General features: G+C 60.1%; 24 protein-coding genes. 1 reads left to right on the plus strand and 23 read right to left on the minus strand.

Annotated features, from left to right (window positions below):
- Window positions 1–35: 35 nt before the first annotated feature.
- The 6 genes from ACGJAX_RS28605 to flhA all read right to left on the minus strand — a co-directional run bounded on the left by ACGJAX_RS28605 (window position 36) and on the right by flhA (window position 6535).
- Window positions 36–824: a protein phosphatase CheZ gene (locus ACGJAX_RS28605; protein ID WP_090324257.1), complete on the minus strand. Its 789-nt coding sequence runs from the start codon at window positions 822–824 to the stop codon at window positions 36–38.
- A 19-nt stretch (window positions 825–843) separates the two neighbouring features.
- A complete protein-coding gene (locus ACGJAX_RS28610) occupies window positions 844–1215 on the minus strand; it encodes a chemotaxis response regulator CheY (RefSeq protein WP_003183998.1) in 372 nt (123 codons plus the stop codon).
- 166 nt (window positions 1216–1381) lie between these two features.
- Entirely contained in the window at window positions 1382–2122 is a 741-nt protein-coding gene (gene fliA / locus ACGJAX_RS28615; protein ID WP_007894214.1) for an RNA polymerase sigma factor FliA, read from the minus strand.
- Window positions 2119–2949 (minus strand): flagellar synthesis regulator FleN, encoded by an 831-nt coding sequence (gene fleN, locus ACGJAX_RS28620; RefSeq protein ID WP_008001746.1) that lies wholly within the window; start codon window positions 2947–2949, stop codon window positions 2119–2121. Before fleN ends, fliA begins: the two co-directional genes overlap by 4 nt.
- Window positions 2950–3065: 116 nt before the next feature.
- Complete coding sequence (flhF, locus tag ACGJAX_RS28625; protein WP_090324258.1) at window positions 3066–4394, minus strand: flagellar biosynthesis protein FlhF; 1329 nt, start codon at window positions 4392–4394, stop codon at window positions 3066–3068.
- Window positions 4395–4405: 11 nt separating this feature from the next.
- Window positions 4406–6535, minus strand: a complete 2130-nt coding sequence (gene flhA / locus ACGJAX_RS28630; protein WP_390956944.1) for a flagellar biosynthesis protein FlhA — start codon at window positions 6533–6535, stop codon at window positions 4406–4408.
- A 240-nt stretch (window positions 6536–6775) separates the two neighbouring features.
- On the opposite strand from flhA, the gene ACGJAX_RS28635 reads away from it, so the two are divergent.
- The gene (locus tag ACGJAX_RS28635; protein ID WP_390956945.1) at window positions 6776–7852 is read left to right on the plus strand and encodes an RHS repeat-associated core domain-containing protein; all 1077 of its coding nucleotides are present in this window, start codon (window positions 6776–6778) and stop codon (window positions 7850–7852) included.
- A 70-nt stretch (window positions 7853–7922) separates the two neighbouring features.
- On the opposite strand, the gene flhB is transcribed toward ACGJAX_RS28635, so the two are convergent.
- The 17 genes from flhB to fliF all read right to left on the minus strand — a co-directional run bounded on the left by flhB (window position 7923) and on the right by fliF (window position 22957).
- On the minus strand, window positions 7923–9062 hold the full coding sequence (gene flhB / locus ACGJAX_RS28640) for a flagellar biosynthesis protein FlhB (protein ID WP_390956946.1): 1140 nt from the start codon (window positions 9060–9062) through the stop codon (window positions 7923–7925).
- Between the two features lie 3 nt (window positions 9063–9065).
- Window positions 9066–9848: a flagellar biosynthetic protein FliR gene (fliR, locus tag ACGJAX_RS28645; protein ID WP_390956947.1), complete on the minus strand. Its 783-nt coding sequence runs from the start codon at window positions 9846–9848 to the stop codon at window positions 9066–9068.
- A 3-nt stretch (window positions 9849–9851) separates the two neighbouring features.
- A complete protein-coding gene (gene fliQ / locus ACGJAX_RS28650) occupies window positions 9852–10121 on the minus strand; it encodes a flagellar biosynthesis protein FliQ (RefSeq protein WP_057398373.1) in 270 nt (89 codons plus the stop codon).
- Complete coding sequence (gene fliP, locus ACGJAX_RS28655) at window positions 10118–10876, minus strand: flagellar type III secretion system pore protein FliP (RefSeq protein ID WP_090324267.1); 759 nt, start codon at window positions 10874–10876, stop codon at window positions 10118–10120. Before fliP ends, fliQ begins: the two co-directional genes overlap by 4 nt.
- Window positions 10876–11322 (minus strand): flagellar biosynthetic protein FliO, encoded by a 447-nt coding sequence (fliO, locus tag ACGJAX_RS28660; RefSeq protein ID WP_247257710.1) that lies wholly within the window; start codon window positions 11320–11322, stop codon window positions 10876–10878. The genes fliP and fliO overlap by 1 nt, the downstream gene beginning before the upstream one ends.
- Window positions 11323–11781 carry a flagellar motor switch protein FliN gene (gene fliN / locus ACGJAX_RS28665; RefSeq protein WP_090324270.1) on the minus strand — a complete coding sequence of 153 codons (459 nt, stop codon included), beginning with the start codon at window positions 11779–11781 and terminating at the stop codon, window positions 11323–11325.
- 68 nt (window positions 11782–11849) lie between these two features.
- A complete protein-coding gene (fliM, locus tag ACGJAX_RS28670; RefSeq protein WP_390956948.1) occupies window positions 11850–12818 on the minus strand; it encodes a flagellar motor switch protein FliM in 969 nt (322 codons plus the stop codon).
- Window positions 12819–12827: 9 nt separating this feature from the next.
- Window positions 12828–13328, minus strand: a complete 501-nt coding sequence (fliL, locus tag ACGJAX_RS28675; RefSeq protein WP_247257708.1) for a flagellar basal body-associated protein FliL — start codon at window positions 13326–13328, stop codon at window positions 12828–12830.
- 235 nt (window positions 13329–13563) lie between these two features.
- Window positions 13564–14937 carry a flagellar hook-length control protein FliK gene (locus ACGJAX_RS28680; protein WP_390956949.1) on the minus strand — a complete coding sequence of 458 codons (1374 nt, stop codon included), beginning with the start codon at window positions 14935–14937 and terminating at the stop codon, window positions 13564–13566.
- 101 nt (window positions 14938–15038) lie between these two features.
- Window positions 15039–15389: an Hpt domain-containing protein gene (locus ACGJAX_RS28685; protein ID WP_390956950.1), complete on the minus strand. Its 351-nt coding sequence runs from the start codon at window positions 15387–15389 to the stop codon at window positions 15039–15041.
- A 30-nt stretch (window positions 15390–15419) separates the two neighbouring features.
- The gene (locus ACGJAX_RS28690) at window positions 15420–17126 is read right to left on the minus strand and encodes a SpoIIE family protein phosphatase (protein WP_390956951.1); all 1707 of its coding nucleotides are present in this window, start codon (window positions 17124–17126) and stop codon (window positions 15420–15422) included.
- A 5-nt stretch (window positions 17127–17131) separates the two neighbouring features.
- A complete protein-coding gene (locus tag ACGJAX_RS28695; RefSeq protein ID WP_090324278.1) occupies window positions 17132–17440 on the minus strand; it encodes an STAS domain-containing protein in 309 nt (102 codons plus the stop codon).
- 111 nt (window positions 17441–17551) lie between these two features.
- Complete coding sequence (fliJ, locus tag ACGJAX_RS28700; RefSeq protein ID WP_090324280.1) at window positions 17552–18001, minus strand: flagellar export protein FliJ; 450 nt, start codon at window positions 17999–18001, stop codon at window positions 17552–17554.
- A gap of 6 nt (window positions 18002–18007) precedes the next feature.
- Complete coding sequence (gene fliI, locus ACGJAX_RS28705; protein WP_090324281.1) at window positions 18008–19366, minus strand: flagellar protein export ATPase FliI; 1359 nt, start codon at window positions 19364–19366, stop codon at window positions 18008–18010.
- A complete protein-coding gene (gene fliH, locus ACGJAX_RS28710; RefSeq protein WP_390956952.1) occupies window positions 19356–20153 on the minus strand; it encodes a flagellar assembly protein FliH in 798 nt (265 codons plus the stop codon). Before fliH ends, fliI begins: the two co-directional genes overlap by 11 nt.
- Before the next feature lie 4 nt (window positions 20154–20157).
- Entirely contained in the window at window positions 20158–21177 is a 1020-nt protein-coding gene (fliG, locus tag ACGJAX_RS28715; protein ID WP_007983391.1) for a flagellar motor switch protein FliG, read from the minus strand.
- Window positions 21170–22957, minus strand: coding sequence for a flagellar basal-body MS-ring/collar protein FliF (gene fliF, locus ACGJAX_RS28720; protein WP_090324285.1), 1788 nt, complete (start codon window positions 22955–22957; stop codon window positions 21170–21172). The genes fliG and fliF overlap by 8 nt, the downstream gene beginning before the upstream one ends.
- Between the last annotated feature and the right edge of the window lie 3 nt (window positions 22958–22960).

Consider the following 22960-nt stretch of genomic DNA (forward strand, 5'->3'; position numbering starts at 1 on the left):
TCCTACAGGTCTAAAAACCTAAAATACCTAGAACTCTAAAACCCTAGGCTGGATAGCAAATCGTCCACATCGTCCTGACCGGACACAACGTCTTCTCTTTTATCGGCATGAATCTGCGGACCTTCACCCTGAGAGAGATGTTTTTGTGGATCTTTTTCTGCAAGCATCGCTTCACGGTCATGTTCGATGCCCGCGAAGCGGTCCACCTGACTGGCCATGAGCACGAGCTTGAGCAGGTTGCTTTCGACTTCGGTGACCAGTTGGGTCACACGCTTGATCACCTGACCGGTGAGGTCCTGGTAATCCTGGGCGAGCAGAATGTCGTTGAGGTTGCTCGACACCGCACGCCCGTCTTCACTGCTGCGCGCCAGGAACCCGTCGACTCGCCGGGCCAGCTCGCGGAACTCTTCAGCCCCGACTTCGCGGCGCATGAAACGTCCCCAGTCCGTGCTCAAGGCCTGGGCTTCTTCACTCAGGCGATTGACCAGCGGCGTGGCGTTTTCCACCAGGTCCATGGTGCGGTTGGCCGCAGCCTCCGTCAGCTTGACCACATACCCCAGACGCTCGGTGGCATCGGTGATCTGTGACACTTCCTCGGCTTGCGGCATGTGCGGGTCAATCTGAAAATTGACGATCGCACTATGCAGCTCGCGGGTGAGCTTGCCCACTTCCTGGTACAGGCCGCGGTCACGGGTCTGGTTGAGCTCATGGATCAATTGCACAGCATCGCCGAACCTGCCCTTTTCAAGGCTCGCGACCAGTTCGACGGCGTGTTTTTTCAGGGTCGATTCGAAATCGCCCTGCGATGATTCGTTATGCCCCATAGCTCCCCCGTGGCGCAGTTCAACCGATGCGTTCGAAAATCTTTTCGATTTTTTCTTTCAACGCCTGGGCCGTGAAGGGTTTGACCACATAGCCGTTAACACCGGCCTGGGCGGCTTCGATGATCTGCTCGCGCTTGGCTTCGGCGGTCACCATCAGCACCGGCAGATGCTTGAGCTTTTCATCGGCACGCACGTGGCGCAGCAGATCGATACCGGTCATGCCAGGCATGTTCCAGTCCGTCACCAGAAAGTCGATGCTCCCGCTGTTGAGAACCGGAATGGCGGTAGTGCCATCGTCGGCCTCGACCGTGTTGGTGAACCCAAGGTCACGCAACAGGTTTTTTATGATCCGCCGCATCGTTGAGAAGTCATCAACGATGAGGATTTTCATGTTCTTGTCCAATTCGACCTCCAAGCAGACTAAAACGCGCCCAGCACCTGGACGCGCCATTTCAATCAATCTGGCAAAGCACTCAATGACTGTCTGGAGTACAACGGATCGAGACCGGCGCGGTTCAACACCCCACCCGCCACGTCGCAGTGCCCCCACACTGCCTTCAACGCGCTCGCCACTCTCCCAAACGCCCCCGCAAACGGGCCGCGCACTGGCTGTGTAACTGGCTGACCCGAGATTCGCTAACCCCCAGGACCTCACCGATTTCCTTGAGATTCAACTCTTCGTCGTAGTACAGCGCCAACACCAGTCGCTCACGCTCCGGCAAATTGGCAATCGCGTCCGCCAGCGCCGCCTGAAAGCGTTCATCTTCCAGGTCGCGCGACGGCTCGAGATGAGCACTCGCGCCATCCTCGTGCAGCCCTTCGTGTTCGCCGTCCTGCAACAGATCGTCGAAACTGAATAACCGGCTGCCCAGGGTGTCGTTCAAAATCCCGTAATAATCGTCGAGACTCAATTGGAGTTCGGCCGCAACTTCGTGATCTTTAGCGTCACGGCCGGTTTTAGCTTCAATCGAGCGAATTGCATCGCTGACCATGCGCGTGTTGCGGTGAACCGAACGAGGTGCCCAGTCCCCCTTGCGCACCTCATCGAGCATGGCGCCGCGGATTCGGATGCCCGCGTACGTTTCGAAACTGGCGCCTTTGCTGGCGTCGTATTTGGTCGAGACTTCCAGCAGGCCGATCATGCCGGCCTGGATCAGGTCTTCGACCTGGACACTGGCCGGCAGACGCGCCAGCAAGTGGTAGGCAATGCGTTTAACCAGTGGCGCGTAACGCTCGATCAATTCGTACTGCGCGTCACGTGCCGACTTCTTGTAGAGGTTGTAACCGCTGGCGGTCATAGCACGGGTCCTGCCGTTTGTTGCACGAGGCGCTCGACGAAAAACTCCAGGTGCCCACGGGGGTTGGCCGGCAGCGGCCAGGTATCGACTTTCTGGGCGATGGCCTTGAACGCCAGCGAACACTTGGAACGCGGAAACGCTTCATAGACGGCGCGCTGCTTCTGCACGGCCTTGCGCACGCTTTCGTCGTAAGGCACGGCACCGACGTATTGCAGGGCAACGTCGAGAAAGCGGTCCGTGACCTTGGTCAACTTGGCGAACAGGTTGCGGCCTTCCTGCGGGCTCTGCGCCATGTTGGCCAGGACGCGGAAACGGTTCATGCCGTAATCGCGGTTGAGCAACTTGATCAAGGCGTAGGCGTCGGTGATCGACGTCGGCTCGTCGCAGACCACCAGCAGGACTTCCTGCGCCGCGCGGACAAAACTGACTACCGAGTCACCAATGCCCGCAGCGGTGTCGATCACCAGTACGTCGAGATTGTCGCCGATATCGCTGAATGCCTGGATCAGGCCGGCGTGTTGCGCCGGGCTCAGATGAACCATGCTCTGGGTCCCGGACGCGGCGGGAACGATGCGGATGCCGCCGGGGCCCTGCAACAGGACGTCGCGCAGCTCGCAGCGGCCTTCGATCACGTCGGCCAGGGTACGTTTGGGTGTCAGCCCCAACAGAACGTCGACGTTCGCCAGCCCCAGATCGGCGTCCAGCAGCATGACGCGCCGGCCAAGCTCAGCCAAAGCCAGGGACAAGTTCACTGACACATTAGTCTTCCCGACGCCACCTTTGCCGCCGGTCACCGCGATCACCTGTACGGGATGCATGCTGCCCATGTTATTTCTTTACCTTGTCTTGCATAGACGGAGGCCACATTACTGGCTGCGCGTTCTCAACCGGAACAATGCATGGCAGACCATCGATGTAGGTACAAAAACTATTCATTTTTACCTCAGCCAACCTGCTTGGTCGGGCTGTGGTAGATGTCAGCGAACATGTCAGCCATGGCTTCTTCGCTGGGTTCTTCCTGCATTTGCACGCTGACGGCGCGACTGACCAACTGATGACGACGCGGCAGATGCAAATCATCCGGGATCCGCGGGCCATCGGTCAGGTAGGCCACCGGCAATTCATGACTGATGGCCAGGCTCAACACCTCGCCCAGACTTGCCGTTTCATCCAGTTTAGTCAGGATGCAGCCCGCGAGCCCGCAGCGCTTGTAACTGTGATAAGCGGCGGTTAGAACCTGTTTCTGGCTGGTGGTTGCCAGAACCAGATAATTTTTCGATTTGATGCCACGCCCGGCCAGGCTTTCCAGCTGCATGCGCAGGGCCGGATCGCTGGCCTGCAGGCCGGCGGTGTCGATCAGCACCACGCGTTTGCGCAGCAACGGATCCAGCGCTTGCACCAGCGATTGCCCCGGATCGACGTGGGTCACCGACACGTTGAGAATCCGACCGAGGGTCTTGAGCTGCTCCTGAGCCCCGATCCGGAAGCTGTCCATGCTCACCAGCGCGATGTTCTGCGGGCCGTACTTGAGCACGTAACGGGCGGCCAGCTTGGCCAGGGTGGTGGTCTTGCCCATGCCGGCGGGGCCGACCATGGCAATCACGCCACCCTCTTCCAGTGGTTCCAGTTCCGGCGTGGAGATCATCCGCGCCAGATGCGCCAGCAACATGCGCCAGGCCTGACGGGGCTCGTCGATATCGGTAATCAGCGCCAGCAAATCCCGCGACAGCGGGCCGGACAGACCGATGCGCTGCAGGCGGCGCCACAGGTTCGCCTGTTCAGGGCGGCTGCCTTGCAGCTGATTCCAGGCCAGGGAGCCCAGCTGCACTTCCATCAGTTCACGCAAGCTATTGAGCTCGAAACGCATCGAATCGAACGCCCGCGGGTCCACGCCACTCGAGGCTGGCGCAGCGGCCGGCGCAGGACGACGGGGTTCGGCATAGGTGGGCTCGATCAACGGCTCGGCGGCGGTCAACGGCAGGCCGGCGAACAACTGGCGATTGGTGCTCTTGTCGCTCTCGCCATCGCCTCGCAGGCTCAATTCAGCCTGGGCGGTGACGATCCGCGATTGAGTCTTGCGCAGCTCGTCTTCGAGTTCCATGTTCGGAACACGCGGGGCCAGCGCCGACAGTTTGTAATCCAGGGCAGCCGTGAGCTCGACACCACCGGCAATGCGGCGGTTGCCAATGATGGCGGCGTCGGCGCCCAGCTCATCACGAACCAGCTTCATGGCCTGACGCATATCGGCGGCGAAAAAACGCTTAACTTGCATAAACCACTACCTCAGCCGTTGGGCCCTACTGTCGCAACGATGGTCACTTGCTTGTTGTCAGGGATTTCCTGGTAAGCCAACACATGCAAACCCGGGACTGCCAGCCGGCCAAATCGCGAGAGCATCGCGCGAACCGGACCGGCCACCAGCAGAATCACCGGTTGACCTTGCATCTCTTGACGCTGCGCTGCATCGATCAATGAGCGCTGCAGCTTCTCGGCCATGCTTGGCTCCAGCAGAACGCCCTCTTCCGAGCCTTGCCCTGCCTTCTGCAGACTATTGAGCAATATTTGTTCCAACCTTGGCTCCAGCGTGATAACCGGTAGCTCCGACTCAGTGCCTACAATGCTTTGGACGATGGCGCGGGATACGCCGACGCGCACGGCGGCCACCAATGCGGCAGTATCTTGACTCTTGGCGGCATTGTTCGCGATGGCTTCGGCAATGCTGCGGATGTCCCGCACCGGCACCTGCTCGGCCAACAGCGCCTGCAGAACCTTGAGCAGTTGCGACAGCGAAACCACGCCCGGTACCAGCTCTTCCGCCAGTTTTGGCGAGCTTTTGGCCAGCAACTGCATGAGTTGCTGCACTTCTTCGTGACCGATCAGCTCGCTCGAATGCTTGTACAAAATCTGGTTCAAGTGGGTTGCCACTACTGTACTGGCATCGACCACGGTGTAACCCAGCGATTGCGCCTGTGAACGCTGACTGATTTCGATCCAGACCGCCTCCAGGCCGAAAGCCGGATCTTTGGCGTTAATGCCGTTGAGCGTGCCGTAGACCTGCCCCGGATTGATCGCCAACTCGCGCTCCGGGTAAATCTCGGCTTCGGCCAGGATCACCCCCATCAGGGTCAAGCGATAGGCGCTTGGCGCGAGGTCGAGGTTGTCACGAATATGCACGGTGGGCATCAGGAAACCGAGATCCTGGGAGAGCTTCTTGCGCACGCCCTTGATTCGCGCGAGCAACTGGCCACCCTGGTTGCGGTCGACCAGCGGAATCAGGCGATAACCCACTTCCAGGCCGATCATGTCGATAGGCGTCACATCGTCCCAACCCAGCTCCTTGGTTTCCTGAGCGCGGGCCGGCGAAGGCAAGAGTTCCTGCTGACGCTTGACCTCTTGCAGCGCCTGGACCTTGGCCGCGTTCTGCTTCTTCCAGAACAGGTAGGCGCCGCCTGCCGCCAGGGCCGCCATGCTCAGGAACGAGAAGTGTGGCATGCCGGGTACCAGGCCCATGACCGCCATCAGGCCCGCCGCCACCGCCAGCGCCTTGGGCGAGGCGAACATCTGGCGATTGATCTGCTTGCCCATGTCTTCCGAACCGGAAGCACGGGTCACCATGATCGCGGCAGCGGTGGACAGCAGCAGTGATGGCAATTGCGCCACCAAACCGTCACCGATGGTCAACAGCGCATACACCTTGCCGGCATCGGCAAAGTTCATGTTGTGTTGGAAGATCCCGACCGCCATGCCGCCGATCAGGTTGATGAACAGAATCAGCAGGCCGGCAATGGCGTCACCGCGAACGAACTTGCTGGCACCGTCCATCGAACCGTAGAACTCGGCCTCCTGGGCAACCTCCATCCGGCGCAGCTTGGCCTGGCTCTGATCGATCAGGCCGGCGTTGAGGTCGGCGTCGATGGCCATCTGTTTGCCGGGCATCGCGTCCAGGGTGAAACGCGCGCTCACCTCGGAGATGCGTCCGGCACCCTTGGTCACCACGACGAAGTTGATGATCATCAAAATCGCGAACACCACGATACCGACCACGTAGTTACCGCCGATCACCACCTCACCAAACGCCTGGATCACCTTGCCTGCCGCGGCATGACCGTCCTGGCCGTGGAGCATCACCACCCGCGTGGAAGCCACGTTCAACGCCAGCCGCAGCAAGGTCGCCACCAGCAGGATGGTCGGGAACACCGCAAAATCCAGCGGCCGCAAGGCGTACACGCACACCAGCAGCACGACGATCGACAGGGCAATGTTGAAGGTGAAGAACACGTCGAGCAGGAACGGCGGCACCGGCAGCATCATCATCGCCAGCATGACCAGCAGCAACAGCGGCACGCCCATGTTGCCTCGACTGAGGTCAGCGATATTGCTGCGGGCACTGTTGATTAACTGAGAGCGATCCACCGGTTTTCCCCGTTCCTTTAAAGCAAACTTTTGACGCCTGAAGCGGGCGCAGGGCGGCTACTGCAAGAAGCCTTCCAACTTTTGCGAAGGGGAAATAGATCGTTTTTTCAGGGGGATATGGGTCGACCTGTATGGCTATGAAAAGGAGCGATGCTCGAGGACTATCAGTTCTGCTAGTACCCCACCCAGGCACCTGCGCAGATACTCAAGCTCTCCATTTTTTATCTGCGGAGTGAGCCAATGACCGCCCCATCCACAACCCTGCATTGCCAATATCGCTACGACCCACTGGATCGGCTGGTCCACCAGACACAGCCTGATACGCCGGTACATCAGCGCTTCTACTGCAAAAGCCGCCTGGCGACCGAAATTCAGGGCGCGACGAAGCATTCGATCATTCAGCACGACGACCTTCTATTGGCGCAGCAGCAACACGAAGGTAATGCACTCGATACCACGCTGCTGGCCACGGACCTTCAGCGCTCGGTCCTGCACACCCTGAAGAAGGGCCTCCCGCCACGCCCCATCGCCTACTCCCCCTACGGCCATCGCTCGGCGCTCAGCGCCTTGCTCAGTCTGTTGGGTTTCAACGGCGAACGGCCGGACCCGGTGACCGGGTGTTATTTATTGGGGAATGGGTACCGGGCGTTTAATCCTGTGTTGATGCGATTTAACAGTCCGGATAGTTGGAGTCCGTTTGGGAAGGGTGGATTGAATTCATATACATACTGTTTGGGAAACCCAACCAATCGAAGCGACCCCAGTGGCCATATATCTTTTAAATCCGTAGGGTTGGCAATGCAATTCCTTTCCAGATTAAAAAAAGGTCCTACAACAAAAACCATAGAAGCCATGACATTCACTAAGTCAACGACAAACACCACCTATCTAACCCAAAATAAATACACGAATGCTTCCAATCAATCTTTCCTGACCACGTACTCACACACTGCCCCAATGGAACTCAAGCGCCCAATATCGCTCAGATCCATTGCCGCTGGAAAAATTGATAGCCGCGATTTGCAAGAGCTGAAGCTCCACATAAATCTTCCTGGCACAATCCCCGAACCAAATCTTGCAGATACAATCTCTGCCAATATTGGAAAAATCAATTACATAACACCAGATAGTATCAACTCCGTAAAGATTGAAACTTACAAAGCAGCACTCAGTGGAAAATATGGAAATATCAGCAGAGCAGAAACATTGGCCGCATTAACCTACGAACTGCAACAACCTGGAAGCGGACGCCTACATAGCGCGTTCCCAGCCTTTGCTCTCCCCGACAGTAAGTCCATTCGAGATAGTTACCGCTGACACCAATCGGCCCGAACTGTTATCGACCGGTGCCAATTACTAAAAAATAAAGTGCGGGTGATTGCACAACTCAAGCATCCCGCCGCAAATCCGGCGGAATCGGCAAGTCATCCTTAAGCGGCTCCGGCCGCTTTCCTTTGCCCGCGCGGTACTGGCGGATCTGATAGACATACGCCAGCACCTGCGCCACCGCCAGATACAACCCACCCGGAATTTCCTGCTCCAACTCCGTTGAGTAGTAGATCGACCGCGCCAGCGCAGGCGACTCCAGCAACAGAATCTCGTTGGCCGCCGCGATCTCCCGAATCTTCAGGGCGAGGAAGTCGCTGCCCTTGGCGATCAGCATCGGCGCCCCGCCCTTGTCCGGATCGTACTTGAGCGCCACGGCGTAGTGGGTCGGGTTGGTGATGACCACGTCGGCCTGGGGTATTGCCGCCATCATCCGCCGCTGGGACATTTCGCGCTGCAGCTGGCGAATCCGCTGCTTGACCTCTGGCCGCCCTTCCTGGTCCTTGTGTTCGTCGCGGATTTCCTGCTTGGTCATCAGCAGTTTCTTGTGGCTTTCCCACAGCTGCACCGGGACGTCCACGGCGGCGATGATGATCAGCCCGCACGCCATCCACAAGGTACTCCAGCCCACCACTTGCAGACTGTGGATGATCGCCATTTCCAGCGGTTCGTGGGCGATGCGCAACAAGTCGTCGATGTCGGAGGACAACACCGCCAGGGCCACGAACAGGATGATGATGAACTTGGCCAGGGCTTTGAGCAGCTCGACCAGCGCCTTGGTGGAGAACATGCGCTTGAGGCCCGGGACGGGGTTCAAGCGACTGAATTTGGGCGCCATGGACCCTGCCGCGAACAACCAGCCACCGAGGGATATCGGGCCGATGACCGCCGCCAGCACCATCGCAATCATGAACGGTTGAATCGACCATAGCGCTATTTGCCCTGAATGCATCAGGTAGGTGGCCATGGACCGTTGATCCAGGATCACTTCCCGTGGCAGCGAGAAGTTCAGGCGCATCAGCTCCACCATGTCTTGCGCCATCGCCCCGCCGAAAATCAGCAGCGCACTGGCGCCGATCAGCATGATGGCCAGGGTGTTCAGCTCCTTGGAGCGGGCAATCTCACCCTTCTCCCGGGCGTCCTTTTTCTTTTTCTCCGTGGGGTCTTCTGTTTTGTCCTGACCGCTTTCGCTCTCTGCCATGACTCAGCGCGCCTGTGCCAGTTCGCGTAAAAACTGCAGGGCCTCGGAGGCCAGCGGTTGATACTGATTGAGAATGTCCGCCAGCCCGACCCAGACGATAAACAGCCCGAGTACCAGGATCAGCGGAAAGCCGACAGAGAAGATGTTGAGTTGCGGCGCCGCCCGGGTCATCACGCCAAAGGCGATGTTGATCACCAACAGCGCCGTAATCGCCGGCAACACCAGCAGCAGCGCCGCGCCAAGCACCCAGCCGAGCTTGCCGGCCAGTTCCCAGAAATGATTGACCGTCAGGCCGCCACCGACCGGCAGCGTGGTGAAGCTCTCAGTGAGCACCTCGAACACCACCAGGTGGCCATTCATCGAGAGGAACAACAGCGTCACCAGCATGGTGAAGAATTGCCCGATCACCGCCACCGAGACTCCATTGGTGGGATCGACCATGGAGGCGAAGCCCATGCCCATCTGAATGGCGACGATTTGCCCCGCCACGACGAAGGCCTGGAAGAACAGCTGCAACGAGAAGCCCATTACGGCGCCGATAAGAATCTGCTCGGCGATCAGCATCCATCCGCTCAGGTCCAGCGCATGCACCGGTGGCATGGGGGGCAGGCCCGGGGCGATGACCACCGTGATCGCCACGGCGAAATACAGGCGTATTCGCCGTGGCAACAGGGTCGTGCCGAAAACCGGCATGACCATCAGCAGCGACCCGACGCGAAACAGCGGCAACATGAATGACGCCACCCAGGTGCTGATCTGGGTGTCGGTCAATGCGAGCAGCGACATGGTTTAACCAATGACCTGCGGAATACTGCCGTACAACTGCAGGATGTAATCCATGAAGGTCTGCACCAGCCATGGGCCGCCGACGATCAGCGTCACCAGCATCACCAACAGGCGCGGCAAAAAGCTCAGGGTCTGTTCGTTGATCTGCGTGGCGGCCTGGAACATTGCCACCAGCAGGCCCACCAGCAGACTCGGAATCACCAGCACTGCCACCATCATGGTGGTCAGCCACAGCGCTTCGCGGAAGATATCGACCGCCACTTCAGGGGTCATGGCGACACACCTCCAAAGCTGCTGGCCAGGGTGCCGATGATCAGCGCCCAGCCATCCACCAGTACAAACAGCATGATTTTGAACGGCAGGGAAATGATCAGCGGCGACAGCATCATCATACCCATGGCCATCAGCACACTGGCCACGACCAGGTCGATGATCAGGAACGGAATGAAGATCATGAAGCCGATCTGGAATGCGGTTTTCAGCTCGGAAGTCACGAACGCCGGTACCAGGATGGTCAGCGGTGCCTGATCCGGCGTGGCAATGTCGGTGCGCTTGGACAGGCGCATGAACAGTTCCAGATCGCTGGTGCGGGTCTGGGCGAGCATGAAGTCCTTGATCGGTACCTGGGCCTTGGCCACGGCATCCTGGGCGGTGAGTTTTTCCGCCAGGTACGGCTGCAAGGCATCCTGGTTAACGCGATCGAATACCGGCGCCATGATGAACAGGGTCAGGAACAGCGCCATGCCGGTGAGGATCTGGTTTGATGGCGTCTGCTGCAGGCCCAGGGCCTGGCGCAGGATCGAAAAGACGATGATGATCCGGGTGAAACTGGTCATCAGCATGACGAACGCCGGAATGAAACTCAGCGCGGTCATGATCAGCAGGATCTGCAGGCTGACCGAGTACTCCTGAGCCCCCTGGGCGTTGGTGCCCAGGGTAATCGCCGGGATCGACAACGGATCGGCGGCGAATGCCAGCGGCGCGGCCAGCATCAGCGCCAGCGTCAAGACGATGCGTAACGCACCCATTACTTCTTATCCTTCTGATCCTTGCCCAACAGCTCCATCAGGCGCTGGGCAAACTCGGGGGTCGTCGTCTCGGTCGTCGGCACTTGCACCGGCTCCTTGAGCACATGCAATGCCGTGATGGTGCCAGGGCTCAGGCCCAGAAGAATCTGCTCATTGCCCACTTGCACCAGCATCAATCGGTCGCGCGGGCCCAAGGCACGGGAACCGATCAGTTCGATCACCTGGCCCTTGCCGGCCGGTCCGGCCTGCTGCACCCGGCGCAATAGCCAGGCGAGGAAAAAAATCAGCACCAGCACCAGCAGCAAGCCGAATACCAGTTGCGTCAATTGCCCGGCCACTCCGCTCGTGACCGCCGGCGCGGCAGCCGCGCTCGCAGCCGTCGCCACCGGTTCGGCTGCCAGCACGCTGAGCGGCAGCGCCAGTACACACCCCAGAAGCCTTTTCACTCAGCGCAGCTTCTTGATGCGTTCACTTGGGCTGATCACGTCGGTCAGGCGGATGCCGAACTTCTCGTTGACCACCACCACTTCGCCGTGGGCGATGAGCGTGCCATTGACCAGCACGTCCAGTGGCTCACCGGCCAGGCGGTCGAGCTCGATCACCGAACCCTGGTTCAGTTGCAGCAGGTTGCGGATGTTGATGTCGGTACTGCCGACTTCCATGGAGATCGACACCGGGATATCAAGGATCACGTCCAGGTTCGGACCTTCGAGGCTGACCGGCTCGTTGCTCCTCGGCACGCTGCCGAACTCTTCCATGGGCAAGCGATTGGATGACGAACTGGCCGCATCGGCCGCCAGCAAGGCATCGATGTCGTCCTGCCCGGCATCACCGGTTTCTTCCAGGGCCGCAGCCCATTCGTCCGCCAGCGCCTGGTCGTCCTGGGTATTGATATCGTTAGCCATCATTTGTCCTCGGCAGGCAACCATTCGATTGGAAGCCGTCAGTTAAAAGCGAATGTATGGGGTGCCTGTCAGCGGCGTTCGATCGGCTCGATCACTTGCAACGCGAGGTTGCCCTTGTGCGAGCCCATCTTGACCTTGAAGGCCGGTACGCCATTGGCACGCATGATCATCTCTTCCGGCATGTCCACCGGGATCACATCCCCGGGCTGCATGTGCAGGATGTCGCGCAGGCGCAGTTGGCGACGGGCAACCGTGGCGCCGATGGGCACATCGACATCCAGCACGTCCTGGCGCAGGGCATTGACCCAGCGTTCGTCCTGATCGTCGAGGTCCGACTGGAAGCCGGCGTCGAGCATTTCGCGCACCGGCTCGATCATCGAGTACGGCATGGTGACGTGCAGGTCACCGCCACCGCCATCGAGTTCGATATGGAAGGTCGACACCACAATGGCCTCGCTCGGGCCGACGATATTGGCCATGGCCGGGTTCACTTCCGAGTTGATGTACTCGAAGTTCACTTCCATGATCGCCTGCCAGGCTTCCTTCAAATCGATGAAGGCCTGCTCCAATACCATGCGCACGACACGCAGTTCGGTCGGGGTGAATTCACGCCCTTCGATCTTCGCGTGCCGGCCGTCGCCGCCGAAAAAGTTGTCCACCAGCTTGAACACCAGTTTGGCGTCGAGAATGAACAGCGCCGTACCGCGCAGCGGTTTGATCTTGACCAGGTTGAGACTGGTCGGCACATACAGCGAGTGCACGTATTCGCCGAACTTCATCACCTGCACGCCACCGACCGCCACGTCTGCCGAGCGACGCAGCATGTTGAACATGCTGATGCGCGTGTAGCGGGCGAAACGCTCGTTGATCATTTCCAGGGTCGGCATGCGTCCACGGACGATGCGATCCTGGCTGGTCAGGTCGTAGCTTTTGACGGTGCCGGGTTCGGCAACGGTATCGGTCTGTACCAGACCATCGTCGACGCCATGCAACAGCGCGTCGATCTCATCCTGGGACAGCAGGTCCTGCACGGCCATGTCGTGTTCCTACTGCAGTACGAAATTAGTGAAAAGCAACTGTTCGACGACCACTTTGCCGAGTTCTTTCTGCGCCACTTCCTGGACGCTGGCCGTGGCCTTCTGCCGCAACATTTCCTGGCCGACCGGCGACGCCAGCGTGGCGAAGTCCTGCCCGGAGAACAGCATGACCAGGTTGTTGCGGATCACCGGCATGTGGACTTTGAGCGCGTCCAGATCGGCCTGGTTGCGGCCGAGCATGGTGATGCTCACCTGCATGTAGCGTTGACGGCCGTTCTGGTTGTAGTTGGCGACGAACGCCGGTGCCATCGATTCGAAAATCGCCGGCTGCTTGCCGACCGGGGCGGTTTCAGCCACTGGGGCAGGCTTGCTCTGAGCGCTGTGCATGAAGTACCAGGTCGCGCCCACGGACAAACCGATCGCCAGCAGCAGGGCCACCACGATCAAGATAATCAGCTTGAGTTTGCCTTTGGTTGCGGGGTCTTTTACTGCTGCTTCGCTCTTCGCCATGCCAATAATCCGTCACTATTCGGGTTTTCACAGTCGCACGGCAAGGCAAGAGCAAGTGTTATGCCAGAAGTATCGGAAGGGAGATGGGTGGGGATGTGTACGATCCGAAGCACACAGCAACACCCTGTGGGAGTGGGCTTGCCCGCGAGAGCGATGTAACAATCAACGATGATGCTGAATGTAATGGCGTCATCGCGGGCAAGCCCGCTCCCACAGGGTTAAGTCTCTGGCTGGATCAGGCGTAGTAGTCGACAGCGCTGGAGCCGATCACGCTGGTGATCGTTGCCGCCACTTCAGCCACGCTCGGGGCGATATCTTCATCCATGGCATCGAGGCGCCCGCCACTGGCGCTGGTACGCCCGCTTTGCTGTTGCTGGGCCTGATTCTGACCTTGCTGCGAACCACGGGACTGGTCCGACACATTGACGTCAACCTGCCCCATGCCCTGCTGCGCAAACATGTCCCGCAGACGATGCATCTGACCGTCCAGCGCTTCACGGACGCCAGGGTGAGCACTCATGAAGGTCACTTGGGTCTGCTGGTCCGGCACCATGTTCACGCGAATGTCGAGGCGCCCCAGTTCAGCCGGTTGCAGCTGGATGTCAGCGGCCTTGAGATTGGCGCTGGACAGGTACATGACCCGATTCACCACTTCTTCGGTCCAGCCACTTTGATGCATGGCGATCGGCTGGTTCACCGGCAACGCGTTGGCGGTTTTCGGCGTGGCCGCTTGCGTCAGTGCCGCCAGACGGTTGGCGAAATCGTCGACCCGAGTGTCACTGCTGGCGGACTTGAGGTCCTTGAGACCGTCATCGATCAGGCCGCTGAACGCCTTGTCCCCGCCCTGACTGGTGCTGTCCTTGTCAGCCTGCACATCGAGCATGCTCGCCATGCCGGCGGCGAAGACTTGCGCCGGTGTCTGCTCGCCATCGGCCTGCGCCTGCGCGGAGGTCGACGCCGCTTTAGGTTGTGCCTGACTGGAGGCGGAAAGGTGTCCGCTTTGCTCCATGGCCATGCGCAAGGCTGGCAGCGCATCGAGGGGATCGGCTTCAGGATCGAAATGGGTATCGGTGGTGGCAGTGGCAGCCGTCGTCGTTGCCGTCACCGCCGCTGCAACCGGTGCCTGGGCCGGTGCCTGGACCGATGGTTGCACAGGTTCAGCCACTGGCGGCGTTACCGGGACAGGTACGCTCACCACGGACTGTGCGGCTTGCATCTGGGCAGGATCGAGCGTCGGGTCAACGGGCGCGGCATCGGCTACCGGGGTTTGCTGGGTGTCCGACGCATTATCGTTGCCGTTCGAGTCGCTGGCTTGCGCCGGTTTATCGGCGGGCAAGGTTTTGCCGCTATCGGCAACCGCCGGTTCCGGGGCGGCAGATTTGTCGGCAAGGCGGTCTTTTTTACCGGCATTGTCCGGGGATTTATCACGTACCGGCTTGGCCGATCCATCCACTACCACAGAGGGTTTGTTTTGGGCTTGCCTGGCGTAGACCTGCGCGAAGCTGGACGCTTTATCCCCGGTCTCAGCGGCCGGCGCCGTGGAATTGGCGGCGGCTTGAGTCTTGGCCTGCGTGGCGGCCTGAAGAAGCACTTGGGGGGTAACGGGCATGAAACGGTCTCCGCTGCACTGGGATCGTAGGTACAGTTGGGGGGATTGTTGCAAGGGTCGCGCCAGCTTTGCTCTGGAGGCGTTCTATTAGCGTCGAATGGTCAAACTGGTGGAGACGAACGCCGTCGTTCCTCTTCATAAAGCGGCCGGACGAAGGCGAATTCGCGGTCGATTGCCGCGACAAGCGCTTCGATGCCTGAAAGATCCAGCCCCTTGGCCTGCTGCTCCAGCTCATGACACAGATCAGCCAGGCGAATCGCGCCCATGTTGCTGCTACTGCCCTTGAAGCTGTGGGCTGTCTCAAGGAATTGTGTAGCATCGGCAGCCTGCTTGAGCAGCTGCAAGCGCTGTTCGGAATCAGCGAGAAAGGTATCCACCAGGGTCGGATACTCGTCCTCCATGATCTCTTGCAACGCGCTCAGCACGTTCGGGTCGAGATGTGTGTCAGCCACTTGTTCACTCCTTGATCAAGAATGCGCGGATTATGCCAGAGCCTCCCAGTAAAACTCCACGCGGGCACTGCGACCATCGTCGGACCAACTGGCATTTCGCCCCAACTGGCGGATCAGACTGACACCGCGTCCCGACAGACGGACAGGGTCAAGCGGACGCTCCAGCACCCGCTCGACATCAAATCCCTTGCCACTGTCTTCGACACGAATCGCCAGACAACCACCCTCGCCTTGCGGTGTGACCTGCAAATGCACCCGGACAAAACCGTCCTGCAGCTCATCAAGACGTGCATTGCGCTGTTGATAGTAGCGGGTAAAACCCGAGACATCGCGCTTGAGGCTTGAGTCCAGTCCCAGCACACCATGCTCCAGCGCGTTGGAATACAGTTCCGCCAGTACGCTGTAGAGCGCCCCGCTTTGCGTCCGCAGACCGTGAACCTCCAGCAGCAATTGCAGCAAATAGGGCAACGGGTTGAAGCGCTTGAGCGTGGCGGCACGAAACTCGAAACTCACCGACCAGTCCAGCGGGCAGGACTGGCCGCTGTCGGAATAAACCAGGGCGGGCGGATTCAGCTGTGCGGGCTCCAGCAGACTGATTTCGACCATGCTGACGTCGTCGCGTGTTACGCCGCCAAAATCCCGCAGCGCCTGTTCGATTTCCTCAAACAAGGCATCCGGATGACGGTTGGCGGCGAACACCGCTTGCAGCCGCTGCACGCCAAACAGCTGTTCGTCGGCATCGCAGGTATCGATCACCCCGTCCGACAGCAGGAATACCCGATCCCCGAGCGCCATGGGAAACACTTCGGTGCGGTCATCGAATGCTTGCGGGCTCAGCACCCCCAGGGGCAAATGCCGGGCGGTCAGCGGTGTTCGTTCGCCAGTGGCAATACTGTGCAGGTAACCGTCCGGCATGCCACCGTTCCAGACCTCCACCGAACGCCGCTGAAAGCTCAAGCACAGCAGCGTCGCGCAGCAGAACATGTCCACCGGCAGGATGCGTTTAAGCTTGGCATTCATCTCGCGCAAGGTTTCTGCCAGGCCATAGCCCTTGGCGGTCATGCCGTAAAAGACTTCAGCCAGGGGCATCGCACCGACGGCAGCCGGCAAACCATGACCGGTGAAGTCGCCGAGCAGCACATGCATGTCGCCCGCGGGGGTGAACGCGGCCAATAGCAAATCGCCGTTGAACAACGCATAGGGCGATTGCAAGTAACGGATATTGGGGGCATTGAGGCAGCCGGAATGGGCCACCTTATCGAACACGGCCTTCGCCACGCGTTGCTCGTTGAGCAAATACTCGTGGTGCCGGGCGATCTGATCGCGCTGCTGCAGCACAGTGGCCTGCAATCGTCGCAAGCGATCCATCGCCTTGATCTTGGCCGAGAGAATCACCTGGTTGTAAGGCTTTGCCAAAAAATCGTCGCCGCCCACTTCCAGGCAACGGGCCAGGGCTTCGCTTTCCGACAATGACGTCAGGAAGATGATCGGCACCAGGGTTTCCCCGGCCAATGCCTTGATTTGCCGGGCCGCTTCGAAGCCATCCATCACCGGCATCATCGCGTCCATCAACACCAGTTGCGGACATTGCAGGCGAAAGACTTCGACCGCTTCGGCACCGTTGGCCGCGGTCAGCACTTGATGCCCCTGGCGACGAACGATGCTCGACAACAGCATGCGATCGGCCGCGCTGTCCTCGGCAATCAGAATCGTCAGCGATTCGAGTGCAGGCTGCACGGCGTTCAACTGATGTCGAACAGCTTGTCGAAATTGGAGATCGCGAGGATTTTCTTCACATCGGAACTGCTGTTGACGAGGCGAACATCGGAGTGGTCGCCACCCGCATGATCCCGAAGCAGCAACAACATGCCGAGCGCAGAGCTGTCGAGATAAGTCGCCTCTTTGAGATCGACTACAACGGACCTCGGCATGGCGCCATCGGTGCGCTCATAGGATTCGCGAAATTCTTGGTGCTTGGCGAAATCGAATCGCCCCTTGACCGAAATCGTCAGCTTTTTCCCATCCGCAGAGATTTCTTTAACGACTGACATGTCATGGCTTCCTTGTCATTGGGGAACCTGCCTGTACAAGGTTTAGCAGTTGGTAAAGGTTGGGGCAAGGCTGGAAAAGGGTGGTGTCCATCCGATCGCCGCTCACTTGATTCAATACGCATCCTGGCGCGGCAAGCGCTGGGACAATTCATCCAGCAGTTTCTGTTCGCGCTTGTCTTCGAGCACTCGCGCTTCATCCGCATAGCGCTGTACCAGTTTGCGCAAACCTTCGACCCGGGCGAACGCCTGTTGCCAGGTTTCCCGGGCCTTGTTCAGGTTGTTCTGGTGCCAGGCCAGGCTTTGGCGCTGCTGGTCGATGGCCGTACCCAGTTGCGCAAGGAATCCCTGGTAGCCCAGCAACCATTGGCCCGAGACACCACCGCTACCGCGCACGATCCATTGCTCTTGATAGTCGAGTCGAAAGGCTTCGAGGTCGGCGAGTTTGCTTTCGGCCAAACGCACCTGCCCCTGAAAGTGCCCAAGACGCTGGACCGCGGTTTTCTCGGCCTTTTCGGCCATCTCCACCACCGGGGCCAGGCGCCCTGCTCGAGTCTGGGCCATGACCGGTTAGCCGCTCGCCGCTGGCGCGAAGATCGAGGCCAGATACGCTTCGCTTTCGCCCAGGCTGATGCTGTCGTTGAGCCCCTGACGCAGGTATTTGACCAATTGTGGCTGCAGGGAAATCGCCAGGTCGGTCTCGCGATCACCACCGGCGACATAGGCACCGACACTGATCAAATCGCGACTCTGTTGATAGCGCGACCACAACTGCTTGAAATACTGCGCACGAGCCATGTGCTCCGCCGATACCACCGCCGGCATCACCCGGCTGATGGAAGCCTCGATGTCGATGGCCGGGTAATGCCCCTCTTCGGCCAGGCGCCGGGACAGGACGATGTGACCATCGAGTACGCCCCGTGCCGAGTCGGCAATCGGGTCCTGCTGGTCATCGCCTTCGGACAGTACGGTGTAGAACGCAGTGATCGAGCCACCACCCTTCTCGGCATTACCGGCCCGCTCCACCAGCTTCGGCAACTTGGCAAACACTGACGGCGGATAGCCCTTGGTGGCCGGCGGCTCGCCGATGGCCAGAGCGATTTCCCGCTGAGCCTGGGCGAAACGGGTCAGCGAATCCATCAGCAACAGGACGTTCTTGCCCTTGTCGCGGAAATATTCGGCGATTCGCGTGCAGTACATGGCCGCGCGCAGACGCATCAAAGGCGCATCGTCCGCTGGCGACGCAACGACCACCGAACGCTTGAGCCCTTCTTCACCGAGGATGTGCTCGATGAACTCCTTGACTTCACGACCCCGCTCACCGATCAGCCCGACGACGATAATGTCGGCCTCGGTGAAGCGGGTCATCATGCCCAGCAAGACGGATTTACCGACGCCGGTACCGGCGAACAGCCCGAGCCGCTGGCCACGGCCAACCGTCAACATACCGTTGATGCAGCGAATGCCCACATCCAGCGGCTCGCTGATCGGTTCGCGCTTGAGCGGGTTGATGGTCGGGCCGTCCATCGGCACCCAGTCCTCGGCCTTCATCCCGCCCTTGCCGTCCAGCGCACGCCCGGCGCCATCGAGTACCCGCCCGAGCATGCTCATGCCCATCGGCAGGCGACCGGTATCGGCCAGGGGCACCACACGAGCGCCAGGCGCAATACCTGCGACGCTGCCGACGGGCATCAGAAATACTTTGCTGCCCGAGAAACCCATGACTTCGGCTTCGACCTGCACCGGGTGATAGCTGTCGTCGTTGATCACCATGCAACGGCTGCCCATGGCGGCGCGCAAGCCTTCGGCTTCGAGGGTCAGGCCGACCATGCGCAGCAAACGCCCTTCCAGGATTGGCGCGCCAGCCAGTTCCGTGGCCTCGGCGTAACTGCCCAGGCGCTTGGCGAAACTGGTGCGATCAAGACGCATCGGCGGCGTCCGGCACTGGCGCAACGGCAGGCCTGGCTTCAATCGGCAGTTCAAGGCTCAGGTCGGGGGCGGCCGGGTGCAGGGACTGTTCGTGCAATTGATCGAACAGCTTGTCCATCACCCGTGCAATCCGGGTTTCGATCGTGGCATCGATACGGCTGTGTTCGGTCTCGACCCGGCAACCGCCCGGCAGCAACGCTTCATCTTCAACGATGCGCCAGGTTTCCTCATGACGCTCGCGCAGGGCTTTGACCTGCTCGAAATCCTGCGGATTGATGTACAACCGCACATTGCCGACGCCCAGCGGCAGCAGCTTGAGGGCCTCGCGCATGACGTGTTCGATCTGCGTCGAATCGATGGCCAGTTCGCGCTGAATCACTTGTCGGGTGATGTGCTGCACGAGGTCGACCAAAGACTTTTCGATCTGCGTGTCCTGCTCGGCGATAGGCTCGAACAGGTGCGCCATCAGTTGTTCCAGGCCGGCAATCTTCGCCGCCAGCGCCACTTCGGCTTCCTGACGAACCTTGAGCGTGGTGCTGTGGAAACCTTCTCGCTCACCGGTCGCGAAGCCTTCGTTATAGGCTTCCTGGCGAATGCTTTCGAGCTCTTCGAGGGTCAGTGGCTGGACTTCTTCCAGCGGCACTTCTTCCATTTCCGGCGGTTCGGGTTCCGGCTCCGGTTCAGGCTCGGGCTCAGGCGGATCGAAGCTGGGCAGTGCCCAGGTATCGAAACCACTGACATCCCTGGCCCGGATCAGGTCAGTGGGCGACTCATCATGCTTGGCCATGGTGTTAGATCATTTCCTCGCCGCCCTTGCCGCCGAGAACGATTTCCCCGGCTTCGGCCATACGGCGGGCGATGGTGAGGATTTCCTTCTGCGCGGTTTCCACGTCGCTGACGCGCACCGGGCCCTTGGCCTCGAGGTCGTCGCGCAACAGTTCGGCCGCACGCTTGGACATGTTCTTGAAGATCTTTTCCTTGACGCCTTCGTCCGAGCCTTTGAGGGCCAGTACCAGCACGTCGGAGGACACTTCGCGCAGCAATGCCTGGATACCGCGGTCGTCGACATCGGCCAGGTTGTTGAACACGAACATGAGGTCTTCGATCTGACCGGACAGGTCTTCGTCGACTTCGCGGATCGAGTCCATCAACTGACCTTCGATCGAGCTGTCGAGGAAGTTCATGATGTCCGCGGCGCGCTTGATGCCGCCCAGGGTGGTGCGCGAGGCATTCGAGTTGCCGGAGAACTGCTTCTCGAGAATCTGGTTGAGCTCTTTCAGGGCGGCCGGCTGCACGGTGTTCAGCGAGGAAACCCGCAGAATGATGTCCAGTCGCACCTTGTGGTCGAAGTTGCCGAGCACTTCACCGGCCTGATCCGGGTCGAGGTACGCCACCACGATTGCCTGGATCTGCGGGTGCTCGTAGCGGATCACGTCGGCGACGGCGCGCGGTTCCATCCACTTCAGGCTGTCGAGGCCACTGGTGTTGCCGCCCAGCAGGATCCGGTCGATCAGGCCGTTGGCCTTGTCTTCGCCCAGGGCCTGGGTGAGCATTTTGCGCACGTAGTCGTCGGAGCCGACGCCCAGGCTGGTCTGGTCGCCGACGATGTCGACGAACTCGCTCATCACCTGCTCGACTTGCTCACGGTGCACGTTACCCATCTGCGCCATCGCCACGCCAACACGCTGGACCTCCTTGGGCCCCATGTGGCGCAGCACCTGGGCCGCATCGGTAGAACCCAGGGACAGCAGCAGGATCGCGGCTTTGTCGACCTTGGACAGCTTGGCGGCAACGGCTCGGTTATCACTCATCTGCGTTAATCCACTCTTTCACGACCTGGGCCACACGACCCGGATCTTCTGCCACCAGACTCTTGATTGCGTTCAACTGTGCGTCATAGCCTTCGCTCGGGCTCGGCAACAGGATGCTGGTCGGGCCACCGAGGCTGACGCGGTCGTTGGCCAGTTCGCCGTCCAGGCCGCCCATGCCACCCAACTCGACGTCGCTGCCGATGCCGGCCAGCTGCTTGCCTTTGCCACCACCGGTGATGTTGTTGAGCACCGGACGCAGCACACCGAAGACCAGCACCAGGATGAACAGGACGCCCAGCACTTGCTTGACGATGTCCCAGAACCACGGCTGGGAGTAGAACGGAATATCGGCAATCACTTCACCGCGCTCGGCGGAGAACGGCATGTTGATCACGCTGACGCTGTCGCCACGGCTGGCGTCGAAACCGACGGCGTCCTGCACCAGACGCGTGAAGCGCGCCAATTCGTCGGCGCTCCACGGCGCACGGGTGGTTTCACCGTTGGCCGGGTTGATCTTGACCTGGTCATCCACCACCACCGACACCGACAGGCGATTCAAACGGCCCTGCTGCTGCTTGGTGTGGCTGATGGAACGGTCGAGTTCAAAGTTCTTGGTGGATTGTTGACGCTTGTCCGCCGGATACGGCGCCAGCATCGGCTGACCGGTGGCCGGGTCCATGACTTGCTGACCGTTGGCATCGAGCAATGGCTGGCCTGGCTGCACCATGCCGGCCGACGCAGTGGCGCCACCGGTGGTTTGCGGCGCCGAGGCCGGCGATGGCGGCTGGTTGCTCAGGGCACCCGGCACGCCTTGCGGGCCATTGCTGGCGGTACGTTGTTCGTTGACCGACTGTTCGCTGCGCAACGCCGGCTGGTCCGGGTTGAACTGCTCGGAGGTCGATTCGACGGCGCTGAAATCGACATCGGCCGAGACTTCGGCCTTGTAGCGATCATTGCCCAGTACCGGTTGCAGGATGTTATGCACGCGCTGGGTGAGCATGCTTTCCATGCGACGGCTGTAATCGAACTGCTTGCCGGCCATGGTCAGTTCGGAATTCTCCGCCTGATCGGACAGCAGGTTGCCTTTCTGGTCGACGACGGTGATCTGCGACTTGCTCAGCTCGGGAACGCTGGTCGCCACGAGGTTGATGATGGCCACGACCTGACCCGGCTCCAGGGAGCGACCGGAGTAAAGCTCGACCAGAACCGAAGCACTTGGCTTGCGCTCGTCGCGCACGAACACCGAGCTTTTTGGAATCGCCAGGTGCACGCGGGCACCCTTGACGTTGTTCAGGCTGGAGATGGTCCGCGCCAGCTCGCCTTCGAGGCCGCGACGGTAGCGGGTCGCTTCCATGAACTGGCTGGTGCCCAGACCCTGCTCTTTATCGAGGATTTCAAAACCGATATTGCCATCGCTGGGAGTGACACCAGCGGCCGCGAGCTTGAGCCGCGCACGGGACAGGTCATCGGCCTTGACCAGCAGGGCACCGGAATTGGGTTCAACGGTGTAAGGAATATCGGCGGAGGCCAGGGTATCCATGACCTGTTTCGCATCCATACCGGCAAGACTGCCGTACAACGGCCGGTAGTCCGGTTGCTGGGACCACAACACCACGGCAAAACCAATCGCCACGCTCGCGGCCAGGCCGACCAGCAGGCCGACCTGACGCAGCATGGTCATCTCGGAAAGGTTTTCCAGGAAGGACAAGCCGAACAACGGCGGTTTGCCGTCTACCGGTGTGGCCTTGGCCGGAACATTATCGGCGACTGCTTCTGCCATGAC

Origin of the sequence: Pseudomonas moorei (assembly GCF_042846945.1) — a bacterium.
GTDB lineage: Bacteria > Pseudomonadota > Gammaproteobacteria > Pseudomonadales > Pseudomonadaceae > Aquipseudomonas > Aquipseudomonas moorei.